The organism is Periweissella fabalis, from assembly GCF_012396505.1.
GTDB lineage: Bacteria > Bacillota > Bacilli > Lactobacillales > Lactobacillaceae > Periweissella > Periweissella fabalis.
In genome coordinates this window covers 1-22,687 of sequence record NZ_JAAXPN010000012.1, presented here as the reverse complement: position 1 = coordinate 22,687, position 22,687 = coordinate 1, and the positions used below count along the sequence as shown (strand labels likewise).

26 protein-coding genes are annotated in these 22,687 nt (G+C 33.1%); 3 read left to right on the top strand and 23 right to left on the bottom strand.

Going from position 1 to position 22,687, the window contains the following annotated elements; genetic code table 11:
- Nucleotides 1-21 precede the first annotated feature (21 nt).
- The 21 genes from HF964_RS09145 to HF964_RS09045 form a co-directional block, all read right to left on the bottom strand.
- Nucleotides 22-471: an HK97 gp10 family phage protein gene (locus HF964_RS09145; RefSeq protein WP_168722747.1), complete on the bottom strand. Its 450-nt coding sequence runs from the start codon at nucleotides 469-471 to the stop codon at nucleotides 22-24.
- 3 nt (nucleotides 472-474) lie between these two features.
- Entirely contained in the window at nucleotides 475-855 is a 381-nt protein-coding gene (locus HF964_RS09140) for a DUF806 family protein (protein WP_168722746.1), read from the bottom strand.
- A gap of 2 nt (nucleotides 856-857) precedes the next feature.
- Nucleotides 858-1,214 (bottom strand): phage head closure protein, encoded by a 357-nt coding sequence (locus tag HF964_RS09135; protein WP_168722745.1) that lies wholly within the window; start codon nucleotides 1,212-1,214, stop codon nucleotides 858-860.
- A complete protein-coding gene (locus HF964_RS09130; RefSeq protein ID WP_168722744.1) occupies nucleotides 1,198-1,491 on the bottom strand; it encodes a head-tail connector protein in 294 nt (97 codons plus the stop codon). Before HF964_RS09130 ends, HF964_RS09135 begins: the two co-directional genes overlap by 17 nt.
- 19 nt (nucleotides 1,492-1,510) lie before the next feature.
- Nucleotides 1,511-3,202 carry a phage major capsid protein gene (locus HF964_RS09125; RefSeq protein ID WP_168722743.1) on the bottom strand — a complete coding sequence of 564 codons (1,692 nt, stop codon included), beginning with the start codon at nucleotides 3,200-3,202 and terminating at the stop codon, nucleotides 1,511-1,513.
- Between the two features lies 1 nt (nucleotide 3,203).
- Nucleotides 3,204-4,304 carry a phage portal protein gene (locus tag HF964_RS09120; protein ID WP_168722742.1) on the bottom strand — a complete coding sequence of 367 codons (1,101 nt, stop codon included), beginning with the start codon at nucleotides 4,302-4,304 and terminating at the stop codon, nucleotides 3,204-3,206.
- Nucleotides 4,301-4,486, bottom strand: coding sequence for a hypothetical protein (locus HF964_RS09115; RefSeq protein ID WP_168722741.1), 186 nt, complete (start codon nucleotides 4,484-4,486; stop codon nucleotides 4,301-4,303). Before HF964_RS09115 ends, HF964_RS09120 begins: the two co-directional genes overlap by 4 nt.
- Before the next feature lie 250 nt (nucleotides 4,487-4,736).
- Nucleotides 4,737-6,641, bottom strand: a complete 1,905-nt coding sequence (locus HF964_RS09110; protein WP_168722740.1) for a terminase TerL endonuclease subunit — start codon at nucleotides 6,639-6,641, stop codon at nucleotides 4,737-4,739.
- Nucleotides 6,641-7,165: a phage terminase small subunit P27 family gene (locus HF964_RS09105; RefSeq protein WP_168722739.1), complete on the bottom strand. Its 525-nt coding sequence runs from the start codon at nucleotides 7,163-7,165 to the stop codon at nucleotides 6,641-6,643. Before HF964_RS09105 ends, HF964_RS09110 begins: the two co-directional genes overlap by 1 nt.
- 234 nt (nucleotides 7,166-7,399) lie before the next feature.
- Nucleotides 7,400-7,921 carry an HNH endonuclease gene (locus HF964_RS09100; protein ID WP_168722738.1) on the bottom strand — a complete coding sequence of 174 codons (522 nt, stop codon included), beginning with the start codon at nucleotides 7,919-7,921 and terminating at the stop codon, nucleotides 7,400-7,402.
- Nucleotides 7,922-8,003: 82 nt separating this feature from the next.
- Complete coding sequence (locus tag HF964_RS09095) at nucleotides 8,004-9,104, bottom strand: hypothetical protein (protein WP_168722737.1); 1,101 nt, start codon at nucleotides 9,102-9,104, stop codon at nucleotides 8,004-8,006.
- 65 nt (nucleotides 9,105-9,169) lie between these two features.
- Complete coding sequence (locus HF964_RS09090; protein WP_168722736.1) at nucleotides 9,170-10,051, bottom strand: hypothetical protein; 882 nt, start codon at nucleotides 10,049-10,051, stop codon at nucleotides 9,170-9,172.
- 21 nt (nucleotides 10,052-10,072) lie between these two features.
- Nucleotides 10,073-10,468: a hypothetical protein gene (locus HF964_RS09085; RefSeq protein WP_168722735.1), complete on the bottom strand. Its 396-nt coding sequence runs from the start codon at nucleotides 10,466-10,468 to the stop codon at nucleotides 10,073-10,075.
- Between the two features lie 11 nt (nucleotides 10,469-10,479).
- Nucleotides 10,480-11,169 carry an HNH endonuclease signature motif containing protein gene (locus tag HF964_RS09080; protein ID WP_168722734.1) on the bottom strand — a complete coding sequence of 230 codons (690 nt, stop codon included), beginning with the start codon at nucleotides 11,167-11,169 and terminating at the stop codon, nucleotides 10,480-10,482.
- Nucleotides 11,170-11,255: 86 nt separating this feature from the next.
- Complete coding sequence (locus tag HF964_RS09075) at nucleotides 11,256-11,399, bottom strand: hypothetical protein (protein WP_168722733.1); 144 nt, start codon at nucleotides 11,397-11,399, stop codon at nucleotides 11,256-11,258.
- A 2-nt stretch (nucleotides 11,400-11,401) separates the two neighbouring features.
- Entirely contained in the window at nucleotides 11,402-11,695 is a 294-nt protein-coding gene (locus HF964_RS09070; protein WP_168722732.1) for a hypothetical protein, read from the bottom strand.
- Nucleotides 11,696-12,172: 477 nt separating this feature from the next.
- Nucleotides 12,173-12,871: an NUMOD4 motif-containing HNH endonuclease gene (locus tag HF964_RS09065; protein ID WP_168722731.1), complete on the bottom strand. Its 699-nt coding sequence runs from the start codon at nucleotides 12,869-12,871 to the stop codon at nucleotides 12,173-12,175.
- Between the two features lie 614 nt (nucleotides 12,872-13,485).
- A complete protein-coding gene (locus HF964_RS09060) occupies nucleotides 13,486-15,138 on the bottom strand; it encodes an AAA family ATPase (protein WP_168722730.1) in 1,653 nt (550 codons plus the stop codon).
- A gap of 295 nt (nucleotides 15,139-15,433) precedes the next feature.
- Nucleotides 15,434-15,787, bottom strand: a complete 354-nt coding sequence (locus HF964_RS09055; protein WP_168722729.1) for a hypothetical protein — start codon at nucleotides 15,785-15,787, stop codon at nucleotides 15,434-15,436.
- A gap of 132 nt (nucleotides 15,788-15,919) precedes the next feature.
- On the bottom strand, nucleotides 15,920-16,252 hold the full coding sequence (locus HF964_RS09050) for a DUF5388 domain-containing protein (RefSeq protein WP_168722728.1): 333 nt from the start codon (nucleotides 16,250-16,252) through the stop codon (nucleotides 15,920-15,922).
- Nucleotides 16,253-16,255: 3 nt separating this feature from the next.
- Entirely contained in the window at nucleotides 16,256-17,062 is an 807-nt protein-coding gene (locus HF964_RS09045; protein ID WP_168722727.1) for a ParA family protein, read from the bottom strand.
- Nucleotides 17,063-17,397: 335 nt separating this feature from the next.
- On the opposite strand from HF964_RS09045, the gene HF964_RS09040 reads away from it, so the two are divergent.
- Nucleotides 17,398-18,204, top strand: coding sequence for a replication initiator protein A (locus HF964_RS09040; RefSeq protein WP_168722726.1), 807 nt, complete (start codon nucleotides 17,398-17,400; stop codon nucleotides 18,202-18,204).
- Nucleotides 18,205-18,464: 260 nt separating this feature from the next.
- Nucleotides 18,465-20,102 (top strand): YfhO family protein, encoded by a 1,638-nt coding sequence (locus tag HF964_RS09035; protein WP_168722725.1) that lies wholly within the window; start codon nucleotides 18,465-18,467, stop codon nucleotides 20,100-20,102.
- A 364-nt stretch (nucleotides 20,103-20,466) separates the two neighbouring features.
- Here the strand turns inward: HF964_RS09035 and HF964_RS09030 are convergent, their stop codons facing one another.
- A complete protein-coding gene (locus tag HF964_RS09030) occupies nucleotides 20,467-21,222 on the bottom strand; it encodes a hypothetical protein (RefSeq protein WP_168722722.1) in 756 nt (251 codons plus the stop codon).
- Nucleotides 21,223-21,550: 328 nt separating this feature from the next.
- Nucleotides 21,551-21,649 (bottom strand): type I toxin-antitoxin system Fst family toxin, encoded by a 99-nt coding sequence (locus tag HF964_RS09025; RefSeq protein ID WP_168722724.1) that lies wholly within the window; start codon nucleotides 21,647-21,649, stop codon nucleotides 21,551-21,553.
- A 222-nt stretch (nucleotides 21,650-21,871) separates the two neighbouring features.
- On the opposite strand from HF964_RS09025, the gene HF964_RS09020 reads away from it, so the two are divergent.
- On the top strand, nucleotides 21,872-22,516 hold the full coding sequence (locus HF964_RS09020) for a helix-turn-helix domain-containing protein (protein WP_168722723.1): 645 nt from the start codon (nucleotides 21,872-21,874) through the stop codon (nucleotides 22,514-22,516).
- Nucleotides 22,517-22,687: the final 171 nt, after the last annotated feature.

Here is a 22,687-nt window from a genome sequence, read left to right as displayed (position 1 = left end):
AATATTCCTCTATTCTTTTATTTATTTGTTATCTAAAATTTCTTTTGCTTTCGCCATTTCAGCTTCCGCAATTTGATCATTTAATTGTTCTCTTGAGTTAGTGATAAACGAATCACCAACTCGTGTCATAATTTTTCCCTTTGACTCATAACGCCAACCATTATTGAGTAATCGTGCAATTCTTGCGTGTTGTTTATTGAACCCAACTGTTGAATCACCGTTTTTAATATTGTCAATATTCTTATTACTCAAGATAACGCTATCTGCTAAGTGTCCGATTACCTCACCTTTTGAGTTTTTAATCGTTCCCTCTTTAGCCTGAAAGTGTTTCTCTTTAGTGATTTGAGTTAAACCATCTTGATAAGCCTCAGCTCCCGCTTTAGTGATTTGAGCTCTTTCATCGGCACTTAAATCAACTAAATCATCAAGGCTTTCAGCCCAATCATTGAGCTGGTCATAAAAATCTGCCATAAGCTAAACCTCAAACCCAACTAATCTTTGCACTTGGAATACTCTGACTGGTTGTGATGTTAATTCATCAAAGTAAGTTCCTTGAACATTCTTAATCCGCCAACCAATCGTTTCTAAGAACTTATACAAACTAATCTCAAAGATTTGTGAATCTTGTTCAAAGTCAATTGAATAATAGATTGCAACTTGTAAGGTTTGATCAAGTTGATTGAATGTGTTGTTCCCAAATGTTGATGGTGTATTTAAACTTTCAGTAATCACTAAATCTGTTGATTCAGCACCATCATTTTCATCTGGTGGTACGCTATCAGCGTAAATATTAGTGATTAAATCAGCCATTGGAAATTTAGCTAAATTGTTTTGCAATTCAATTGTTGCTCGCATAACTAAACCCCCTTAGTGGTTGCTGAAAGTGTTAAATAATCATAGCGGTTAAATTGTGAGCTATCGTCCACGCTTAAATTGATGATTTTATATGTCAAACCGTTGATTTGAACCAGTTGGTTTTCAGTCAACTTATTTGAGTGAGCAACAATCATGGTGATTGTATTTTCAAATGTCGTTCCCAACGTTTGGTATTGTTGGTTTAAAGTTCGATTTTTAATCATGTAATGTAAACTGAAATCTTTTACAAACTTTGTAACCCTGCTACCGTTGTTGGGGTTATAGACACTTTTCATCTGTCCAAAATCAGCAACCTTATTGAATTTCCACGCTGGAAAAGCTTTATTTAGTGAGTTCATTTACGCCACCAATAAACTTTCCTTGTAAATTTTCAATCAACATTTTTAATCCAAGCGATAAGCCACCATCAAGTGTACGGTCATAAAACATTTGAGTTGCAAGCGTCATAATCGCACGTTGATAAACTAAATCAGCCTCAAAGATTGTTTGATCAACCTTTGAATTAACCGCTTGGCTTACAATAACCTTTGATGTTTCAATCAAATTGGTAATCAGTTGAGTTGTCTCATCTGATTCATCAAGGTTTAATTCAGCAATTAAATCTTCTGGTTTCATCTACAACCTCCTTATCTAATTACTTGCCTGCTGGGGCTTGAACTGGTGCAAATGTGATGAACTTACCAGCGGCTTTATCAGCAACTTTGAAATCAGCACGTAAAGCCGCACCCAAGTTAGTGGTAAAGTCTTCATTACGTTGCCATTGAACTGAAACATTATCCTTAACGGCTTCAAGTGCGAATGATTTAACTGAACCGATGAACGCTTTAGAACCGCCACCAAGTACATCATCTTCAACAACTACAAGTGGAGCGCCAAGTAAAACCTTACCACTAACTGATGCGATTGAATCTTGCAATAAGTAACGTCCTTGAGCGTCCTTAGCGGTATCAATGGCGTTGTAGAATGATTCAGTTACAACAAATGATTTATCAGTGTAATTACTCAAACCAGTGTTGAATGCTTGCTTAATGTCATCAACTGATGTTGCTGAAACTGGGGTTGCCTTTTGCAACACTGAACCGATACCGTATTGTTCAGTTTGTGCTACAACATCTTGCACGTATTGAGCCAACAATGCAGTGATACCTTCATAATCATCAGCCATTTCAAGGGTGATTGGTAATTGTCCACGGTATGTTGTAACGTCATAGTTGACTGCTGAAAGTTGAGCCTTAGCGATTGCTGGGTTATCAATTCCTTCTTGAGCTGATACCAAGCGTGCTGATGCTTTAGCCAATACTGGCAACTTACCAGTTGGTGCGGTAACTTGAATACGGTTTACCAAACTTGAAAGCAAGTTAGCATTTGCTGGTGCTTTATAAGCGGCCAATACTTCACTAGGAATGATTGCCCCACCGTCTACGGTTGTGAATGCTGAACCAGCATCACGCTTTTCACCTTTTAAGAATGATTTGAAAGAACGAACTTCTTCACTGATTTGTGGTTCTGAAATTACTGTTGCCATTTTGTTCTCCTTTGAACGTTTATTTTCTTTTTTAGGTTGTGGTTTAACTTCTGATTCAGTATCTCGTGTTGTGTCCTTAGCTGGTTCTGGTTCTTTATCAGCTGGTTCATCAGTTGGTTCAACTGATTCATCATCAACTGGTGTTTCATCTGCTGGTTCAATTGGTGTTTCGTCAACGTCAATTTCATCAACTGGTTCATCTTCAACTGGTGCTTGTTGTTGTGATAACAAAGCGGTCAAAGCTGAAATTAAATCTTCATTACTCATTTGTTGATTGCTCCTTTTTGATTGTTTTTTAAATTTTTCAAGTGAACGTGTAACTTCAATACTCGTTTCTGTGTAAGCGGGAATTGGTGTCACACTAATTTCACTAATACTTTCAATTTTTTTGATGATATGAATTGTGTTGTTCGTGTCTGAATCAACTGTCCAATCATCATCAGCGATGTTGAATCCAAAACTCATACCACTTAAATTGCCGTTCAAAATGTTGTTGTACGTGTCATGTCCTAAGCTGGTATCTGGCAATGTGGCACTAAACCACAAACCATTTTCATCAACCTTTAAACTCAATGTTCCTGCCGTTGTTTTAGCTAGTATTGAGTTGTACTCATGTCCGAATAACAACAACACATCTGATAAATCAACATCATCAAGTGCTTGTGGCTCGATGTATTCAATGAATGGTAAAGGTTGTGATGGCTTGTTAAATTCAAGTGCATACCCTTGTACTTTCATCTCATTTGTCGTTGAATCACGTGTTGCTTCAACATTAATTGGCATTGTGCGAATATCTGCCATATTAAATAAGTCCTTTTTCTGTAAGAATTTGTTGTGTTTGTTCTGATGTGAACACTGGATTTGAACCAGTGCTTAACTTAATCAAGTTGTTGAATAGCGATTGGTTCGTGGGATCAACTAAGGTTTCAATTGATAATCCAACTGGCACACCTAACTTTGATTCAAGTTCTGATGTAATACTTGCCATATAGGTTTGTAAGCTCGTAAAGTACATGTTTTGTGCCATGTCTAAACTTGATTGAGCATCACCATTACCATTGAGATAACTCGATGAAACCCCAAATGCTTTTGCTACTTGGTCACGTGAAAAATCAGCGTTGTTTAGGAAATTAGCAATATTTGAATCAATTGAAACGGTGCTTAACTTGGCACTTTGGTCAAGGATCAACGCTTTACCTGTGTTGTCACCTGTCATTTGTGCTTCATATGCGTTTCTAATGTTGTTTTTATTTTCAGCACTCAAAATTGCATCGGGAACTGTAATGATGGCACTTGGATTGATTGCATTTTTTAATGTTGAAAGTGATAACTTTTTACTGTAATCAGAAATGTTTAAGTCATTAACCAAACTCATTAACGGACTAACACCAACCCATTGGCTATCCGTTCCAACACCACTAGCAAAGCAACGGAAATGCAACATTTCATCACTGGTGTAAATGGTTTGTGGTCGTCCATCTGTGTAATTAACTTTGTAAGTAATATCTGCTGAATTATCAGCCAAAACTACGTTCACATTTTGAGTCGGTACTAGCTCTAAGTTAGTAATCACACCTTTTGAATCTTTGTTAATCACCACATATGAATTACCGCTTAACAACATTTGAGCAACTACTGATTGCCAAAAGTTAAATGAAGAAATCATTTTGCTTGGCTTATTTAAGACTGATAAAAATGGTTCATTAGTCTTGAATTTCATAAGTGAAATATCACCTGAAATTTTCGAAATAATCGAATAAACATCACTATTTTGTAAAGCACTTGATGCATTAGTCCAATCACCGTTTGGCATTAACACACCGTTTGAAATCATGAATGGAACACTTGAATTTCCACTTGGTAAATATTGGCTACGTGTAAACTTAGTAAATGGATTAATCATTTAACCCCACCTTGTGGACTAACGATGTAACCAACAAAGATTAAGCAAATACCTAAAACAATCAGTCCAATAATTGTGTTAAATAACCAACCAGCAACGACTAACGCAACCAAACCAGCTAGGAACAAAATCATTGGTAAAATTGATAAAATTTGTTTGTTTAAAATGTCTAATTTGTTCAATTTAAGTCCTCCTTTCGTAACTTTTTCATACTTCTTATACATGTTTTTAGTTGCAAAAATTGATTAATTTGTGGTACACAAAAAGCCCATGAAACAATGTTCATAGGCTTTTCGTGATTTATTGAAAGGAAGATTTAAAACAATGCTTGAACAAAAGAAAATTGATTTTAAATTTTGAACCAATGGAAGATTTGAAATTTAAAACTCGTACTTATTAGTACCAATCTTATACATGTTTGGTGTTGCATTTTTAAAAACTAAAATCATTAGTGAAATAATCATTGATTTGTTCACTACTCATACCACTGAATGGTGATTCTTTTTCTTTCTTGTTTTCAACTTTAATACCGCTGGCATAGTAAATAGCGGAATAAAAAATATCAATTATTGAATCGACAATATCAATCTTGGTGTTAGCGTGATCTTTATCAATCTTTATTCCGTTGTTATCAAACAAAAGAATTGCATTTTTTAGTGAATGAATCATCATTTCATCATTTAAGAACTTAATACTCTTTGTGTGCATCAACTGGCGGAAAAAATCAGTTGGTTTATCAAGTGATTTAGTACCTTGTCGCACTGGCATTAGATTTAAATCAGTTAAATTATCCAACTTTTGAATAAACATCTCGGCAGAATAAGCATCATAATTAAAGAATTTTATATCTAACTGATTGTTCTCAACAAATTCCATAAACCACTCAAAAATTTCATCATCATTGATATATCCATATTCATTTCTGGCAATTGTTGCAAATCCTTGTTCCTCGGCTTCAAGATAATTAACATTATCCTGCTTCATCTTTAAAGCGATATTATTTTGTGATTGAGCAAGTGGAATCCATGAATGTTCATACAAATACCACATGTCTTTATTGTTTTCTTTATAAGGGAATGCAAAGACAATTGCTGATGTATCACCCATTTTTGCTTTATCAAAACCAACAAAACATTCACGTCCAACAATATCAATTGGTGGTGTATCAACTACCGATGATTGAATATCTTCTAAATCAAGATATTTATTTTCAGCTACTTGAAGCCACATGTTTAGATTTTTATTTTGAAATTCTGTGATTGAACCATCAGCCATCTTGTTGTCACGTTCGCTGATTAGTGATTTAATCATTTGTTCACGTTTTTCTTCAAGTCCTAGAATTGGGTTTGATTTAATCCAACTATCTGGATCTTGTGTTTCATCAAGTGAATCTTGTTCATAGACAGTCATTAAATAATTATCTAAATCACGTGAGTAATCTTTTTGCATTGCAATTTTCATCATTTGTTCATCAGCATACATATAACTATTTGAGCTCGGGTACGCCGTTGATATTTGTAAATATTGATGGTTCGCCGTTTGAACTTGTCCACTCGTGATTTGTCCATTATTGGTTTTAATCTTACCCATATTCTTATTATCACCAACTTCATCAGCCGTTACGGCGATAAAGTGAAACGCATCAAATCGTCCTGCTTCCTGACTCATACGCATCAATTTGTTTTGTGCTTTTCGTTCAATGATTTTGTCATCTAAAATGTCTATTTGTCTTTCTTTAAACAACTTTTTAAAAGCTGGTATTTCAGCTAATGCCATGAACGTTGTTCTGATATAACTAAAACCTTTTTTCGCTTGTGTGTTTGTATTTGCCACATACGCCAAATCTTGGTTAAACAATCCATCAGCTTCAACTATGAATGAATAAGCGTTAATGATATTACTCAAGTAAGTTTTCCCATTTGTACGTGCAATACTAAGCATTACTTTTGTATAACGTTTCTCACCTTTTTTATCTCTCCAACCAAAACACTTAGCTAAAAACGATTGTTGCCATAACATAAGTGGCAATGGTGAACCAATGCTTACATCGGGTACTAGCTTAGAAAAATTAATAATCTTTCTAACTTCATCAAGTGAGTATGTATATTCAAATTCATCATCTTCATCAATCCGCCGTAAGTCCTGTAAGTGGCGGAACGAATCCAATTTAATCATATAACTTGATTGAACTTTTTCCTCAAGTATCATAACCGAATAACGTGTGGCTGGATCTCGATATTTAGCAATCACATCATCAAATGCACCTTGTGCTTTTAATCGTTGATAGGTATCAATTACATTGGTATCTTTTTTTGTGAAATCAATTTTTTCAATCATTAAAATTCCTCGGTTTCTAATTCATCTGGGGCATTCAATAAATCAGCCAATGATTGTTCTGGTTCACTATTACCAACTTGAGCCAATAAACTTGCTCTTGATTGTGGTGTGAGTCCTAATAAACCACTTAATGAATTAATCTTAGCCGTTGCTGAATCAATAATTTGAGTTGCTGGATTGCGTTTGAAACCTTGAAATTGTGATGAAACGACTTCACCAGTTGTGGGTGATGTTTTGTCGGTGTAAACGGCTTGTTGAATACCATCAGTTTTGATTGATTCATAAGCCAATTTATACATTTCTACGTTAATACAAAATAATTCAATCAATGAACTATCTAACGCTTTAACAAACCCTGATTGGTTCAACATTGGAACTAATTTTTCCCAACAATCTTTTGCGATACCTGATAAATTATCGGGTGCTTTAGTTGATAAATTTGCCATGTTTTCAGTTTGTGCGATTAACTCGCTGGTTCGTTCTCGTTGGTCTGCTCGGCTGGTTTCATCAGTCGTTAATTTCATTACTTTACTCATAATTTTTATATTATCCTTTCGATTTGTGATTTATTATGTATAAGGTGAGCTGACCCACCCCTTTTAAAAAACTTTTTTAATTTGCACCGCAAAAAAACTTTGACGATTGTGTACAACCGCTATCCTTACTGGCATACTAGCGGGGGTATAATCCATTCTAAAGCGATTTCTGACAACTATTCCACAAAAATCTAAACGCTCTCAAACACGCTTAAAATGCCCTTAAAATCGATTCTGTGATGTGTGTTTTCTACGGTCAATCTCGTGTTGAATATTGAACTTCCACCAATCTTTGGTCGCATTCTTTAAAACATTTTCACCATCTGAACGCTGTTCAATCTGTTGTTCTTGTGTGGTCTTAATGTCGTGGCACTTATAACACAACGTCCATAAGTTGTTAGTGTCCAAACGTTCATCACCTGAACTCTTGAGTCTATGAATGTGGTCAACAATCTTTCTGTTTGTGTTTACATTCCCACATACCTGACAAGTGTTCATATCTCTGGCTACAACATAACCCCTAATCTGCCTCCACGAACTCGAATTATAAAACTTGTTAGCATCTTGATCCCGCTTATTCTCGTTATATTCTTTGTTCGCCATTCTTTTATAAACCGCTTGAGCTCTTTCATCACCAATAACTTTCTTAACATCAAACTTAGGTTTGTGCTTATCACACCATCTTTCACTAGCTGGAACTAACACCTGACACCCTTTGTGATTACAATACTTTACTCTCGGCATATATAAATCCTCCCTTAAATCTATACATCTTATACACCTTTCACATAACAAAAAAGTCACACCAATAACTGGTGTGACTCAATCATTTATTCATAACGAATTTAATCGCCTTGTTCAATCCCTTACGTACTAATCCATAGCGATTCTTAAACTCTTCATCACTTAGTAAATCAACATCACTCAATAACTGTTCACGCTCTTCTCGTGTCTTGAGTTTGCTCAATTTACTACCAGTGTTATTAGTATATCCATGCTTAACATAACTCTTAATAGCTTCATTTAGTGTCATTGGTGGTTCAACATACGCTGTTACATTTGGATTAAAACCTAATACCTTAACCAATCGTTCACGCTCGATGTATAGTGTATTAATCAATTTGTATTGGTCTAATAACCCAATTGAACCTCTAGCATCAGCTCCAGCAAAATTATTGAATAATGTAATCACATATTTAGCACGTGATTTATAAATTAATTCTTCAAAATAATCTGGTGCTTGCTTCATGATAGTTGAGACTTTTCTCAAATCACTATCTTCATCTTCAACCAATTCAATGATTGAATTAATCAACTCAAACTGTTCAACCAGTGATTTAGTTTTACGCTGATTAATCATGGTAGTGAATTTATCATTCTTGCGTAACTGCGTTAATTTTTGAGTAAAAGCTAAATTACTCATGGTGCTACCATGTTTTAATGTCTCAATTAATTCATCACGTCCTTTACCTTGATTCATTATATTTTCAATCAAATCAACTGCTTCATCAATCAATTTAACATTCATACCTTCTGCACCCTCATCTGGTGTGTCATCAAATACTGGATCCCATTCACTGGTGAAATTGTTCTTATTGTTTACATAATCATAGAAAAATCTCTTCATACCCCAATAGATTTTCCACCCCATATCCTTATCATCTGCTCTAAATAATTCAATCATTTCATCAATCGGCATATCTAACCCCTTGAGCTGATTCAAAGTGCTGAATAATAAATCACCGTCATAATAATGTTTTTCAACGTACATTCCGAAATTGCGTTTCCGTAAATTAGCATGTAATTGATTTGAATAGATCTCAAAACTCTTGTGATTTACGATTGCTTCAAGTAATGCTGGTGTGTGTTCTAACTCATTTAATCGTTGTTTATTTAATGCTCGTTGTGCCTTATTTTTACCTGCCATAATATTTTCTCCTTAAATTTTGCGTAAATAAAAAAGCCTTACTTTCTGTGTGGCTCTTACCTCGTTTATTTGTTTAATAGTTTTGTTGCCCTTTTTTGTAATTCGTTTTTTAAGTCATATACCCGATTGATAAACAAATATTGATCCTTTAACTCAACACTCGTGAATTGTTTCATCATTGCTACTGGTTTGTGAACCTTTGCCATAAAGATTAATTCATCGAAAAAATAAACATCTTCACTGATAACTGAATTGATTTCATCTAAATCACCATCATCTTCAACAACATGAATCACCTTATCTAACAACTCAATCTGATGATTAATCTTGTTTAATTCAGCTTCAACAATACCTTTATCAATCTTTAAACGATTTCTTTTTGCTGTTCGTTTTGTGATGGAGTACATTTTTGTCTTAAACTGTTGTTGATTTAATCCCAATTTCTCACGTGTTTCAGTTTCACCATTTTCTAAAACACTGATAATAAAATCTGCTGAATTAGTCTTGAATACATCTTTAACCAAACCGATTGCTCGGTTTAATTCACTAAGATCAACACCTGAATCAACAATAAATTGATCTTCACTAATCACATCATCAATATTCATTTCATTTTCTTGCTGTTTAGATAGTTTATTGAAATAATTCACTCGTGATTGTCTTTGAGCAAATGTCATCAACCAAGATAAATCTTTATCCTCACTCTTTAAGCGTTCAACAATTTGAGCAATCTCTTGGCGTTGAGTTTTAAACCGTCCAAGTGTTTCAAATAATAAATCAGCTTGAGCATCTAATTGTGGCTGGCGTGTTTGGTTCACTAACAAATGTAAATTAGTCTTGAATGCTCTTGAATTAATCAGTGTTTCTAACAATTCCTCTGATTTCATTAACTCAATTAATGCTAATTGGTTTTGTTCTCTTTGTTCCTTGTTTACTCCAGTTGTCATGTCTAAATCTCCCTTTTATCCTTAAATTGATAAGCCGTTAATCTTTGCGGCTTGAACTACTTTATTAGTTGCTTGTTGTAAATCACTGATAATCTCTTGATACCCATCATTCAAACTATCTAAACCAATTTCATTGGCTGGCCAAATTGGTGAAACACCAGTTAATTGAGTACCGTCAATGTTTGTAAATCCTTTACTGTCTAATACATCAACCAGTGCGGTTAATTTCCCAATAACAAATTCAATACTGTTGTATAGGTGTGTGTATGCTTTAATGTCATAACCAAGCTCTTGTGTAACCACTAAAGGTGCTGGTGTGCTATCAATTAAATAAATATCCTTTAGTGCTTTAAACACTTGATTTAATCTGTCATCTGTTGCTTTAAGTTGGTTATTTAAACTATCAATATTCATCATTTTTCTATCTCCTATTTCTTAACTGCTGGATAATAATTGGCTGGGTTGTATAACTCACTTAGATCTTCACTGATTGCTAAGGCACGCCATTTACCCGCTGGAATGTTTTTATTAAATGTTTCAACCAGTAATCTTGGATAACTAATCCCAACGGCTTTACCTTTCGTGCGGTCGTAAACACCAATAATTAAATTGGTTGTGCTACGTCCTGTATGTTTAATCTTGATTGGATTACCTGTTTTCGCTTGTTGAATACTGCCATCACGATGGACAATAATTCCGTATTTTTCGATATAAACTTGTTCATCATCAATCAGTTCAACATGTTGTTGATTACGTGTTATTTCTTCTTTACCTCTGAACCAAATACTTGTGTTTCTGGCTCTTGTTGTTAATTCAAGATTGCTAATCAAGTTGTTTGATTTATTTGAATCTAAGTGGTGAACAACTTCACCTTTCTTTAATTGATGTCCTGTCATACCCACATAAACCAAGCGGTGAACCTGAATGTTGTATGTTTTTTTATCTTCACGTTTACTCTTAACTGGTGTGCTTATACATACATATCTGCCTGTTTTGATTTCGTGCTTTTGTTCAAACTCACCATTTTTAAATTCATACACATGTTGTCCATCAGTCCACAACGTGTTCACTAATTCATGCTTTGCATCATAATCTGCTCTAATTTGTGTTAATCTCATTGTTTTAATCTCTTTTCTATTGTTTTGTTTTGTGATATAATTTAATCTGGATAAATATACCCATTTCTTAAAAATGCTTAAATAAACTACTTCATTGATTCAATTTGTCGGTTCACATCTGCCAATTGAGCATTAACTAATTTCATCTGTTTTAACTCATTCCGTCCCGCTTTATCACCCGCTTCAACACCTGCAACAACTGCTAAAACCAATCCACTAATCATCATCATGTTCAATCCTCCATTAATTCCAATGCACCAAGTTTAATCCCAATAATCGTGTCTAAGTTCTTTCCACATTTGTGTAATTGATCAACTGTAACTGGTTCATATCGAATACGTGTAAGCCAATCCATCACTTGTTGTTCCATCAATTCCATCAAGTCATTTTCATTAATCACATGTTTGAATTCCTTAGCTAAACTCTCAAATGTGGCGTTAAACTCATCTGTGTTAATCGTGTATTGCCAACGTTCAATCATGTTCAAACCACTGTTAATCAAATTAATCTTTTCCATTTGTTCCATCTTCTAAATCTCCTTAAATTTGTTCAAATTAAAAAGGCCTATAAATAAGCCTTGTCCTCTTCTTTATATATAGTTCTTACCAACAAAAGTTGAGCATCATTTTTAACAACTTTTTTTAATTATTTTTTCAAAATCAATTGCTAAAACTACTAGCTCCTCCTTATAACATATAGTTCTTATCAAACATTTTTGAGTACCGATTTCAGCAATTTTTTTAAATTATTTTTTTAAATTCTTATTGCTGATTTATACCGCTTAACCTCTATTCTATATAGTGCTTAACTAGAAAAAAGGAGCATCATTTTCACGAAAAAAGTTTATTTATTTTTCAAGTAAATTACCTACTCCCTTATCTATAAGATATAGTTGAGTTTTTGACATATTGAGCATCAAATTTGATTGATTTAGTTGTTCTTAACCTTTTCTTAATAAATAAAAAAAACCACCAATGAAATTAATCACTGGTGGTTTGTCTTTTTATGCTGATTGTAAAACACGCTTAATTATATCTTTCCGTCTATTGTACTTATCTTGAAACTCTTTACCCTTGAGAGTGTTCATATCATTAATTAATTCATTATGTTCACTATCACTTAACGATTTAACCCACTGTTGCACCTTACCACGTCCAATCTTGGCTTTACCACCTAATGATTGTTTATTCTTATCACCATCAGCCATTGGAATATCACCATTAATCAACCGTTGATACATTGTGTATGTTAAATAATACTCACCATCTTTAAGTGTCATAAGGCGTTTACATCTATCAAATGTGTAACCAACCTTATTGATAAACTCGGGTCTACCAGCAAATGTCATGATAATTTCATCATCTTTTATCACGTGAATTTTCTTTGTTCTTTGTTGAAATTGAACATTTTGTTGTTGTGTTACCCACATAAGATTGTCATATCTATTGTTAGTTGGATCATTATCAATATGATGAACCACATGATTGAATTTATAATTTGGTACAAATAGTGTTGCTACAATTCTATGCACTCTTACCGTATTAGATAGCCCATTGATAGATAGATTAACCATCAAATGTTTATCATCACCTCTTGTGTAAGGTTTAAGCACGTGTTTAGTCTTAATGTTTCTCACAACACCAAGATTACTTGCTTCATATTTATCTTCATATGCTGGTACTGGTTTCCACTGTTCAATCATATTGTTCACCTCTGTATGTTTATATGTCTTTAACCGTCTTGCGATTGATATAAACTTATACATGTTTGTGATTACATTAATTCACACAAAGATATAACCTACGCTACGCTTGGTTCATGTCGCTACGCTCCATGCTGATTAATTAGCTACGCTGTTTAATCTATCAACTGCCGTTGGCTTTACTAACCTTGCGGTTCGCACTTTCTTTCTTGCGAAAGTTTTAAAACCCTTGTGTGTTCGCTACGCTCCACACTGGATTGGCTTGTCGCCAATCCTACAAATGTTGTGCATACAAGTATGATTGTATGATTGTATACATCTTTGGTGTTATTAATAACGTCAAACTTAGTGTTATTAATACATACATCTGCCCACACTTGAGCGTAGCGAAAGTGAAAGGTTTTCAAATTTTCGTAAGAAAAGGAAGAAAAGGGTGTATTTGCGTAGCAAATGCACACCATGTAGCGTAGCGGAATGTAGCAAGCGTAGCGTAGCTAGGTGTGATTGTAAAAAACGTGCATTTCACTAAGTGAAGACTATTAGTGGCACTAGTGTTATGCACAAAAAAAACAAACAAAAAAGGTGTGAAAAATTAATCCCACACCTTTTAATCTTTATGCAATCGCTTTAGTTACTGCCCGACGATCCATATTGTATTTAGCTTTAAATTTAACCATTGATAATGATTCAACATCAGTCTTAACCGCTTTTAGTTGTTCATCACTCAAACTATTGATAAAGGTTTGAACCTTACCTTTACCCTTTGAGTTAGCTCCACCTTTAGCTTGTTTCTTAGCATTAATCCGATCAATGAATTTATCATATACAAGATACTTATAATCATTTTTAGCAAATACACCATAAGTGTTAATCTTGTAATCCTTGAATTTTCTAATTAATTGTTCTTTTGTATAGATATTACTCTTAACACTATAATTTAACAATTCAGTTTCCTGTTCTTCACTTAATTCAATGGTGTTAAACACATCTTGATATAGTGAATAAATATCATCAACCCCTAGTGTTTCATCAATTTCACGCAACCGTTTAAACAACAATTTAACCGCTCCATCTGCTCGATAGTGTCCACATCTGGTTTGTGCTGACTTTGGGTAAATCGTGTGCATTAATTCAAATGAATTAAGTTTACCAAGTAGTTTAATTTCATCTGATGCACGTGTAACGCTGGTGTATAGCATATTGTTTGAGTAGTGTTCTTTATGTCCGTTAGCAATAGGCTCATTACCCATATAAAATACAACACTTGATACTGTTGCACCTTGTGCCTTATGAACTGTTGTGCAGAAGCTAAATTCATATTGATCTTTATCAACCTTACCATGTGTCCAACCTTGAGCGAATAAATCCGCATCTTCAATTTCTGGAATGAATCCAAACTTGAGTTTCAATAATTCATAATCCTTATGCACTGGATTGAGATAAGTCTTTTTGTTGTTGATAATGAATGGTGCTAATGTTTCATTATTATTTGCTTTAAGTGCTGAATTGATTTCATCACCACGCTTGTGTGTTGGTGTTAGGATTAATGAATAATCTTTAACTGCCTTGAGTAAGTGGCCAAGATATAATGTTGCTGAATTAAAATCTGGATTAAACTCTTGTTCTTCTGGTGTGGCAATTTCAATTGTTTTGTTGATAACATCAGTGAAAAAGTCATTATTGTATGATGTATAACCCAATTCATTCAATCGGTGATTGTGATTCAAGATAGTTACATCAACTGGTTTATCAAGATGCCACATGTCTGGTGCTAATAATTCCTTGAACATAAAGTTGTCATAACATTTGTCATTTGCAAATTGCCACAATGATGTTTTTAGGTTATTTCTCAATAATTGTTCAATTACTGAATTACCTTTAATTGCTGGTAGTTGCTTGATGTCACCAAATAGGTGAACATGAACATTTTCAATCCGTTCCGTTTGGTAAAACAATCCAAATAATGTTGTGATGTTAATCATTCCAATCTCATCAATAAATACTTCTTGTTGTCCTTTATAACCATACAACACATGAATTGTTGATTTAAGATCATCATAGTGTTGTGCTGATACTGAATCTTTGAACTCATCAACTTGCTTATCAATTGTAGTGATCAAATTGGCCTTAGCACTGTGTGTTGGTGTCATAATATAAACACTCTTACCACTGATTAAAGCTTGATAAGCTTGTTGAATAAGCGTGTAACTCTTACCTGCCCCTGGTTCACCTGCTGTTAATGATACTTTAGTTTTGTTGTTTTCCATTATTAAATCTCCTCTGTTAAATGTAATTTTTATTGTTCTATCTCTTACGTAATATATAGTTCACATGAACCTTTTTTGAGCATCAAAAAGCATAAAAAAATAAACTTTTTTCTATATATTTTTTGTGTTTAGAACTTTCGATATTATTTAATTCCTTACTCCTTTTACATGTTTTTGATTACATTTTTAGTTGATTTAACAATGGATTTGTTATCTTTTATTATACAAATTTTAGGTGCAAGTGTAATGTAACAAATAAAAAAACTACCTATATTATTAGGTAGTTTTTTTTGTGTTATTTGTAATCCAATTCAGCAACATCACTTTCTTCAATTAATGCTTCAATTTGTTTAATGATTTTAGTATCATTGGTAGCTAATTTAATTAATTCTACAATCTGTTCTGGATATAGTTCACCATTGAAAGTGGCTTGTGGTACTTCAACATCATCTAATTTAGATGTTAATTCATTAATTTTTTCAAGTAATTCAGTAGCATTATCTGGATCTTTGATTATAAATTTTACATAACCATCTTGATGATGTTCACCAATACTATCAATAAAATCATGTAATTTTGCTTCACGTGTATCTTCAATGCTATCAATTAATTCCGTACATTTTTCAAAGCGTTCATCTTTAGTTGTCATATTAAATCCTCTTTCTGTTTTCTTTATAATTTTAAAGTTATCTTAACATCGGTTTTATTATACTGAAAACACCTATAAGTGTAAACTTGAAAATAAAAAAGTTACTCACTTAACGTAAGTAACTTTAATTAGCTATTTAATTGACTTTAGATAGTCCTTTTTCTCAAGGATTGAATACATATCCTTAAAACGTTTTTTTGTTGAATCATCAAGGCTTGATACTTTTTCATCAACCAAAAGATCAACAACATCTTTTTGAGAATCACCCATTCCCACATTGAGCAAAGCTGTAATTTTATTACGTAAATGATTATCAACTCGAATAGTAACACTCAATGTTACTGTGCCATCATCAACAACTTCTTCACGTTTAACTTGATTGGCAACTTTAACAGTTGCTCCACGTGTTAATTTTTTTGTTGGAGCTGGTGTTACTGGTTTGGTGCTATGGTTCATCATACCCATTAATTATTCACCTAACCTTTCAATGATTTCAGATGCAACATCAGTAAACGCTTGATGTACTTTTTTATCCCATGCATCGCTTGGATTGTCTGAAATTCCTGTTAAATCCATACGTTTAATACGTTCCATTGTGGTGATTTTGTGTTCAAAAATATTTTCTTCACCAAATTCTTCAATAGCAGCATTAAGTATTTCAGTATCAACTGATGCATTACGCTTTGTTAAAACTGGTAAAATTCCCAACACGTCCATTGATGAACCAAATTCATTAATAACTGTATTCTGGAGATATTCAAGCAATACTTCTGCACCGCTTAATGATCGTTCTTGAGTTTGTAACACAACAATGATCTGGTCACATGCGTAAAACGCTGTATCGTTCGGTAAACTAATTGTTGGTGGCACATCTAAGAAAATGTAATCGTATGTATCTTTTAATGAATCAATTTTTGTTTTTAAGAAAGATACACGTTGTTCTTCTGTATCAAAGTTATGATCTAAAAATCGGTTGTAGAAACTAAAATCAACCGCATTTGGAACTAGCTCTAAATTGTCATTAATCTTAATAGCAATATCTTTAAGATCAACATTGTTATTAATGGCACTCATCAATGATGTTTCAATTGTAACCACACCAGCACCATCATTATTTAACGTCTTTAAGAATAATGATGTGATGTTCGCTTGTGGATCTAAATCAATAACTAAAACTTTTTTACCCATCTTAGCCATGTTGTATGAAACTAAAGCCGTTGTAGATGTCTTACCCACGCCGCCTTTGAAGTTTAAGAATGATAGTATTTTACCCATGTTGTAACTCCTCCTTGCACCAAAGTATATCAAACTCTGCACATGTATACAATAGATTAATTTAAACATTTGACAATGTATACAATCGATTGTATATTGTAGATAATCTATTATCGATTGTAGATTGTAGATAATCGATTGTATACAACATTTTCAAAACCTTGATTTAATAGGCTTTGTGCGGTACATTTAAGGCAACAAAAAAAGCACTTAACTACTCGCAATAGTTAAGTGCTACGAAGTTTCCACCATGAAAACTTATTTCGTCTTTAATTATATCACGAAAATAGCAATGGTGGCACTCGTTAATACTAATTTAAAAAGGGAGTCTCACCATGAATAACACATTTTTCAAATCAGCCCAATCAATCTGGACTGAACAACCATACAAATCAATGTCACTCTTAGCTAAGAATATTTATATGTTTTTAGTGGATCGTCAATCTTACTCATTATCATCTGTTGCTAAAGGTGATAAATCATGGATTGATAAAGATGGTGGCATTTTTTGCATTATGACAAATACGGAATTAGTTGGTATTTTTGAGCTATCAGAAAAAACTATCATTAACGCAAAAAAAGAATTAGTTGAAGTTGGTTTACTCAAGCAAGTTAAGGGTGGATTCAACAAACCTATGAAATTATATGTAACTGATTTACTTGCTGAACCAGCAACTGAAAGCTTAACTGAACCCTTAACTGTAAATTCTCCAGTCTATCAAGACTTACCAAGCAATACTATTAAAGATACTAATACTGATACTATCAAGCTGCCAGTAAACCAATCAGTTGAAATCACTGAACAACCAGTTAAAGCTAGTGAAGTATTCAATAACGGTGTTAATAACTTATGGTTTGAAGACAAGGCACTCAATACAATGCAACGCATGGTTAATGGTTCACTTGAGGGTGTTCATGATTTAATCAGCACTATTCTAAATGCTAAGAAAAAAGTTGAAAAGACTGTAAAACAATCATTATGGCTTGATTACAACGATGAACAAACAACGGTAGTGATTGAATCAATCGATCGCTTATTTAAAGCTGGTCAAGTTAAAGATTTACACGCATACGTTTACAATTCATTCAGAAACATGATTGAGAACCGTTTGAATACACAAATGCAACATGGATTATTGTGATTTTAGCGGCGTTATTTGTAGTACACAACTTGATTGATAATTTTAGTGATTACATCACTTTGTGAAATACAAAAGCTGATAAATTAATACGAACAAAATCGAACAAAGATATTTTCACAAAGGTGTATTTCACAAAGTTTTAAGATTGTTGATGTAGCTGGTTTAAGTGGCTATCTTAGGATAAACCATGATATGTAAACTAGGGAGAGGAAACTGTGCTAAAAAGGATTAAATCGGACTGGTATGTGAATGTATTTTTTATGGTTATTACAATTTTATTTACTATGATTTTTGCAAAATCAGGTAAAATTGTCATGGGCGATGATGCATTATGGCATTTAAATCGTTTAAGTGAATTTATTAATGCTGTCCATAACCATAATAATATTATTAATTTATATAGTTTTAATAGTTTTGCCAATGTTGGTAGTGCTGTACAAAATTTTTATCCCAATATGTTATTATTTCCATTTGCAGTTTTTTATTATTTTAATCATAGTTTAGTATGGAGCTTTTATTTAGGGGTTATTTTATTTACATATTTGACACTCGTAATTGCTTATTACTGTTACAAAAATTTTAGTAAGCGTCATACAGGGGCTTTGTTTTTTGCCGTTTTATACACTTTTGCTAATTATCGGCTATCCAACATTTTTATTCGTTTTGCAGTTGGTGAATGGCTGGCGATGACTTTCATACCATTAGTTATTTTAGGTTTATATAAAATATTTATTGCAAGAGAAAAAAATGGCAGTTATATATTGGCTACCGGAATTGGCTTGATTTTATATTCACATGTATTATCAGGTATGATTGCCATTGCTTTGGTAGGAATTTCCTGGCTGTTAAGTCTAATTTTTGATCATACACATTGGCGTCAAGTAACATTGGCTGTGGTTAAAGGTGGAATATTATCGCTGTTAGTTAGTTTACCATTGTTTATTCAATTAGTACGATTGAGGAGTTATATTACGACACCAGTAATACCACAATTATCAAAGGGAGCAATTCAAGTTACACAGTTGTTAAACTTTGGTGCACATAACTACATCAATCTTGATACGGGTTTAATTTCATTTGTGATTATTATCGGGTTTATATTTTTCATTAAACGTGCTTCCAAAGTTTACCTTGGATCATATATATTAATGTTGTTGTCAATTTTCTTAACGACAAATTTATTTCCATGGCACTTACTTCAACACACGCCAGTTGTAATTTTACAATTTCCTTCGCGATTACTAATGTATGCAGCTTTATTTATTGCAATTACTGGTGCGTATCTCTTTGATAAAATCACGGATAAATTCAAAATATATAAATTGGAGGCGGTAATACTATTTTTGGCGATGATTTTAGGGCTTAACTTGTATGCTGAACAACGGCTTGCAAATGCGCGATTTACAACGTACCAACAAATTACGACAATTGAGCCAACCAATGTTAATACGATTGTTATTAGTGACAAAACGATGCCCACTTTTTTAAATTACTTACGAACAGTTGGATATCTAGAAGATTACTGGCCTAAAGCCAGTTTCAAACATCGGCAATCAATTGCTAGCCAAACGATTTTAAGTAAAAATAATACAGTTAAATTTATCAAAATGCCGATACAAAGGAATAACGTTGTTAAATTTAGTGTGATAAACCATGGAAGCACGCAAGTTGCTGATTTACCAATTTTAAATTATAAAAATCAATATAATTTAGTGGATAATGGCAAGGCTAAAACCTATACAGTTTCACAACGAGGCACTATTGCTGTTGTTCTTTCAGCTGGTAAGCATGATATTCAGTTAAAAACTAAACCATTACCGTTACAATCATTGATTGAACTATTAATGATGGGCAGTTGGTTGTTCATATTTTATCGATTATTTAAGTTACGTAAATAATCGATAAAATAAATGATATGTAAACTAGGTTTAGTATGCTTTCAAACACAGTGGTATAAATAACGATAACCTAGTTTAAATCTAAGCCGTCAGAACTTTGACTTACAATGTTTATAACGAAACGTTACAAGCGTGCATACAAGTACAGTTGTACATAATAGGACAAATGCTCCTATGATGATATTTTACCAAACTAGAAAAACTAGTCCGGAATCTCATCATAAGAGCAGGTGGAAACGAAATTAATTAACATCTTCATACCAAAAAGCCCTCCTATGTCCGTAGGAGGGCTTTTTGGTATGAAGATACGACTATCCATGTCCTTTTGGATTATGTCAGATAAAAAGTAGTCTCATGAGTAGAGTTACCAAGCCAGTCCTGCTTTTGCAATTTCAACCTTAGAAGCATATTGACCATTAGGTCGATGCCAACGTCCACGAGCGTCTCGTTTGTAACCCTGAGAACTAACACTTTCTTGATTCTGAGTTTTTGTAGATTGAACAACTGCTTTTTGTGCTGCTGCTTGTTCGGCTGCCGCTTTTTCAGCAGCAGCTTTTTGCGCTGCCGCTTTTTCAGCATCTGCAATTTTTTTAGACTGTGCTTGATATGTTAAAACTAGTTTATCTATTTTGGTAGTTATTGCTGTGAACTCATCTTTTTTATAAACATCTGTATTCTCTTTTTGTATCCATTTTTTTAAATCTGTTAATGTATTAGTTTTTTGAATTAACTTATTTTTACTTTCTTGATCAACATGATCTGATTGGTTCTCTTTCAAAACTTTTTCGTCATGTTTTTTGAAATTTGTTTTAATTTTTATGATAGAGTCGTCATAAAATTGAACAACTTTTTTATCATTTTTCTCTGATTTCGCATAAGAATTTGATTCATTAATCAATTGTTTATAATCACTTAATTTTGTATCATTATCCGTTTCTGACTGGATGGTCTCTGTTTTTTGGCTGATTTTTTCTTTTTCATTTTGAATCATTTCAGAATTTTTTGTTTCTGTAGCAATGCTTTTAGATTGCTCAGTTGAAGCAGAGCAACCAGAAAAAATAAAAATTGATCCTAGTGCAATGATGGTGATGAACTTTGCTTTTAAATTTTTTAAATACATAAATATCCCCTATCCCTTATCCCTTTTTGAATCTATATAATAAAATAGCCTTTATCTTGTAGTTTGTATACAAAATAATGAAAAAATAAATGGACATAGTTTTATTCTTTCATTCATGGCTCTCTGTAAAACTACAAATAGCCTGTTTTTAGTGAATCATTTTATTCATGGTTGCTTTTTGAAAAATAAAAGCCACCATGCTATACTTAATGTGCGAAACGTAAGAAGTTCGAAAATATTATAACACAAAAGCCCACTCTACTGCGAATAGAGTGGGCTTTTTTTTCGATAGTTGCGATTACTATCGTGTGAGTTGAAAGCAACTTGCTTAATTATCGTCTTTCTTATTCAACCAATAAGAAAATAGTTCTATGACTATCCCAGTAACAACCGGTGCGATAATCAACGTAAGAAGATTGTTCAACATTACAACACCCCCAATCTGGGGCAAGTTGCCAAAGGAGAGTATATCATAAATTTCCAATCAAAAATGACTTAAAAATAACTGGATAAAACAATTAAAAATCAAGTTAAACCCACCTAATAGTAGGTGTTAGCTTTTAGACCAGTCTATTTTCTAACTGTTTCCGATTGTTTATAGATAATTGAAGTATAATCAATTTATTATAATTTCAAGGAAGTGATTCAAGTGGAAATTGGAAAAATTATAAAAGAGAATCGAACTGCTAAAAATATGACCCAAGAGGATTTAGCTACTGAATTTTTTGTCAGCAGACCGCTTATATCTAAATGGGAAAATGGAAGAAGTTATCCCGATTTAGAGCAGTTACTCAAACTAAGTGAATTTTTCGATTTAACGCTTGATGAACTATTGAGAGGAGATAGAAAAATGACAAATAAATTGAACTGGGATACTAAAAAGAAAAAGAGAGCATTCTTCTTCCTGATTGTTTTAACCCTTTTAGCCGTAAATTTCTTTTTAAGCACTGTAAGATTTACGCCAAATGGAAACCAGCTGGAGGTAGAAAATGTCAGAATTTATACAGATCACTCATATAACGGAGGAAATCCATATAAGGATTGGAACTCGGTTCTATTAGCGGATATTGGTTCAAAAAATATTTTTTTCAAACCAACAAGTGATAGCTTTTTAGTCATGAATGATAACAATAAACTTGTTGGACACATTAAATGGTCATTTAATATCTTTAACATATTTAAACTTAATAAGAAAATCACTGTTAATGAATCAATATTACTAAATAATAAAAATAATGTTGTTACTTTTAAGATGAGTAATTCAGAAAAAACATTACCTGTTAAAGCAGATTAATACTTAGTTAGCTTATTCTTTATACTCATGTAAAGAATAATGAATGCTCTTATGATGAGATTCCGGACTAGTTTTTCTAGTTTGGTAAAATATCATCATAGGAGCATTTTTATTTATGGTTACACGTTATGAAGAGGACTTTAAAAAATCCATCGTTGAGATGGTTAAAGC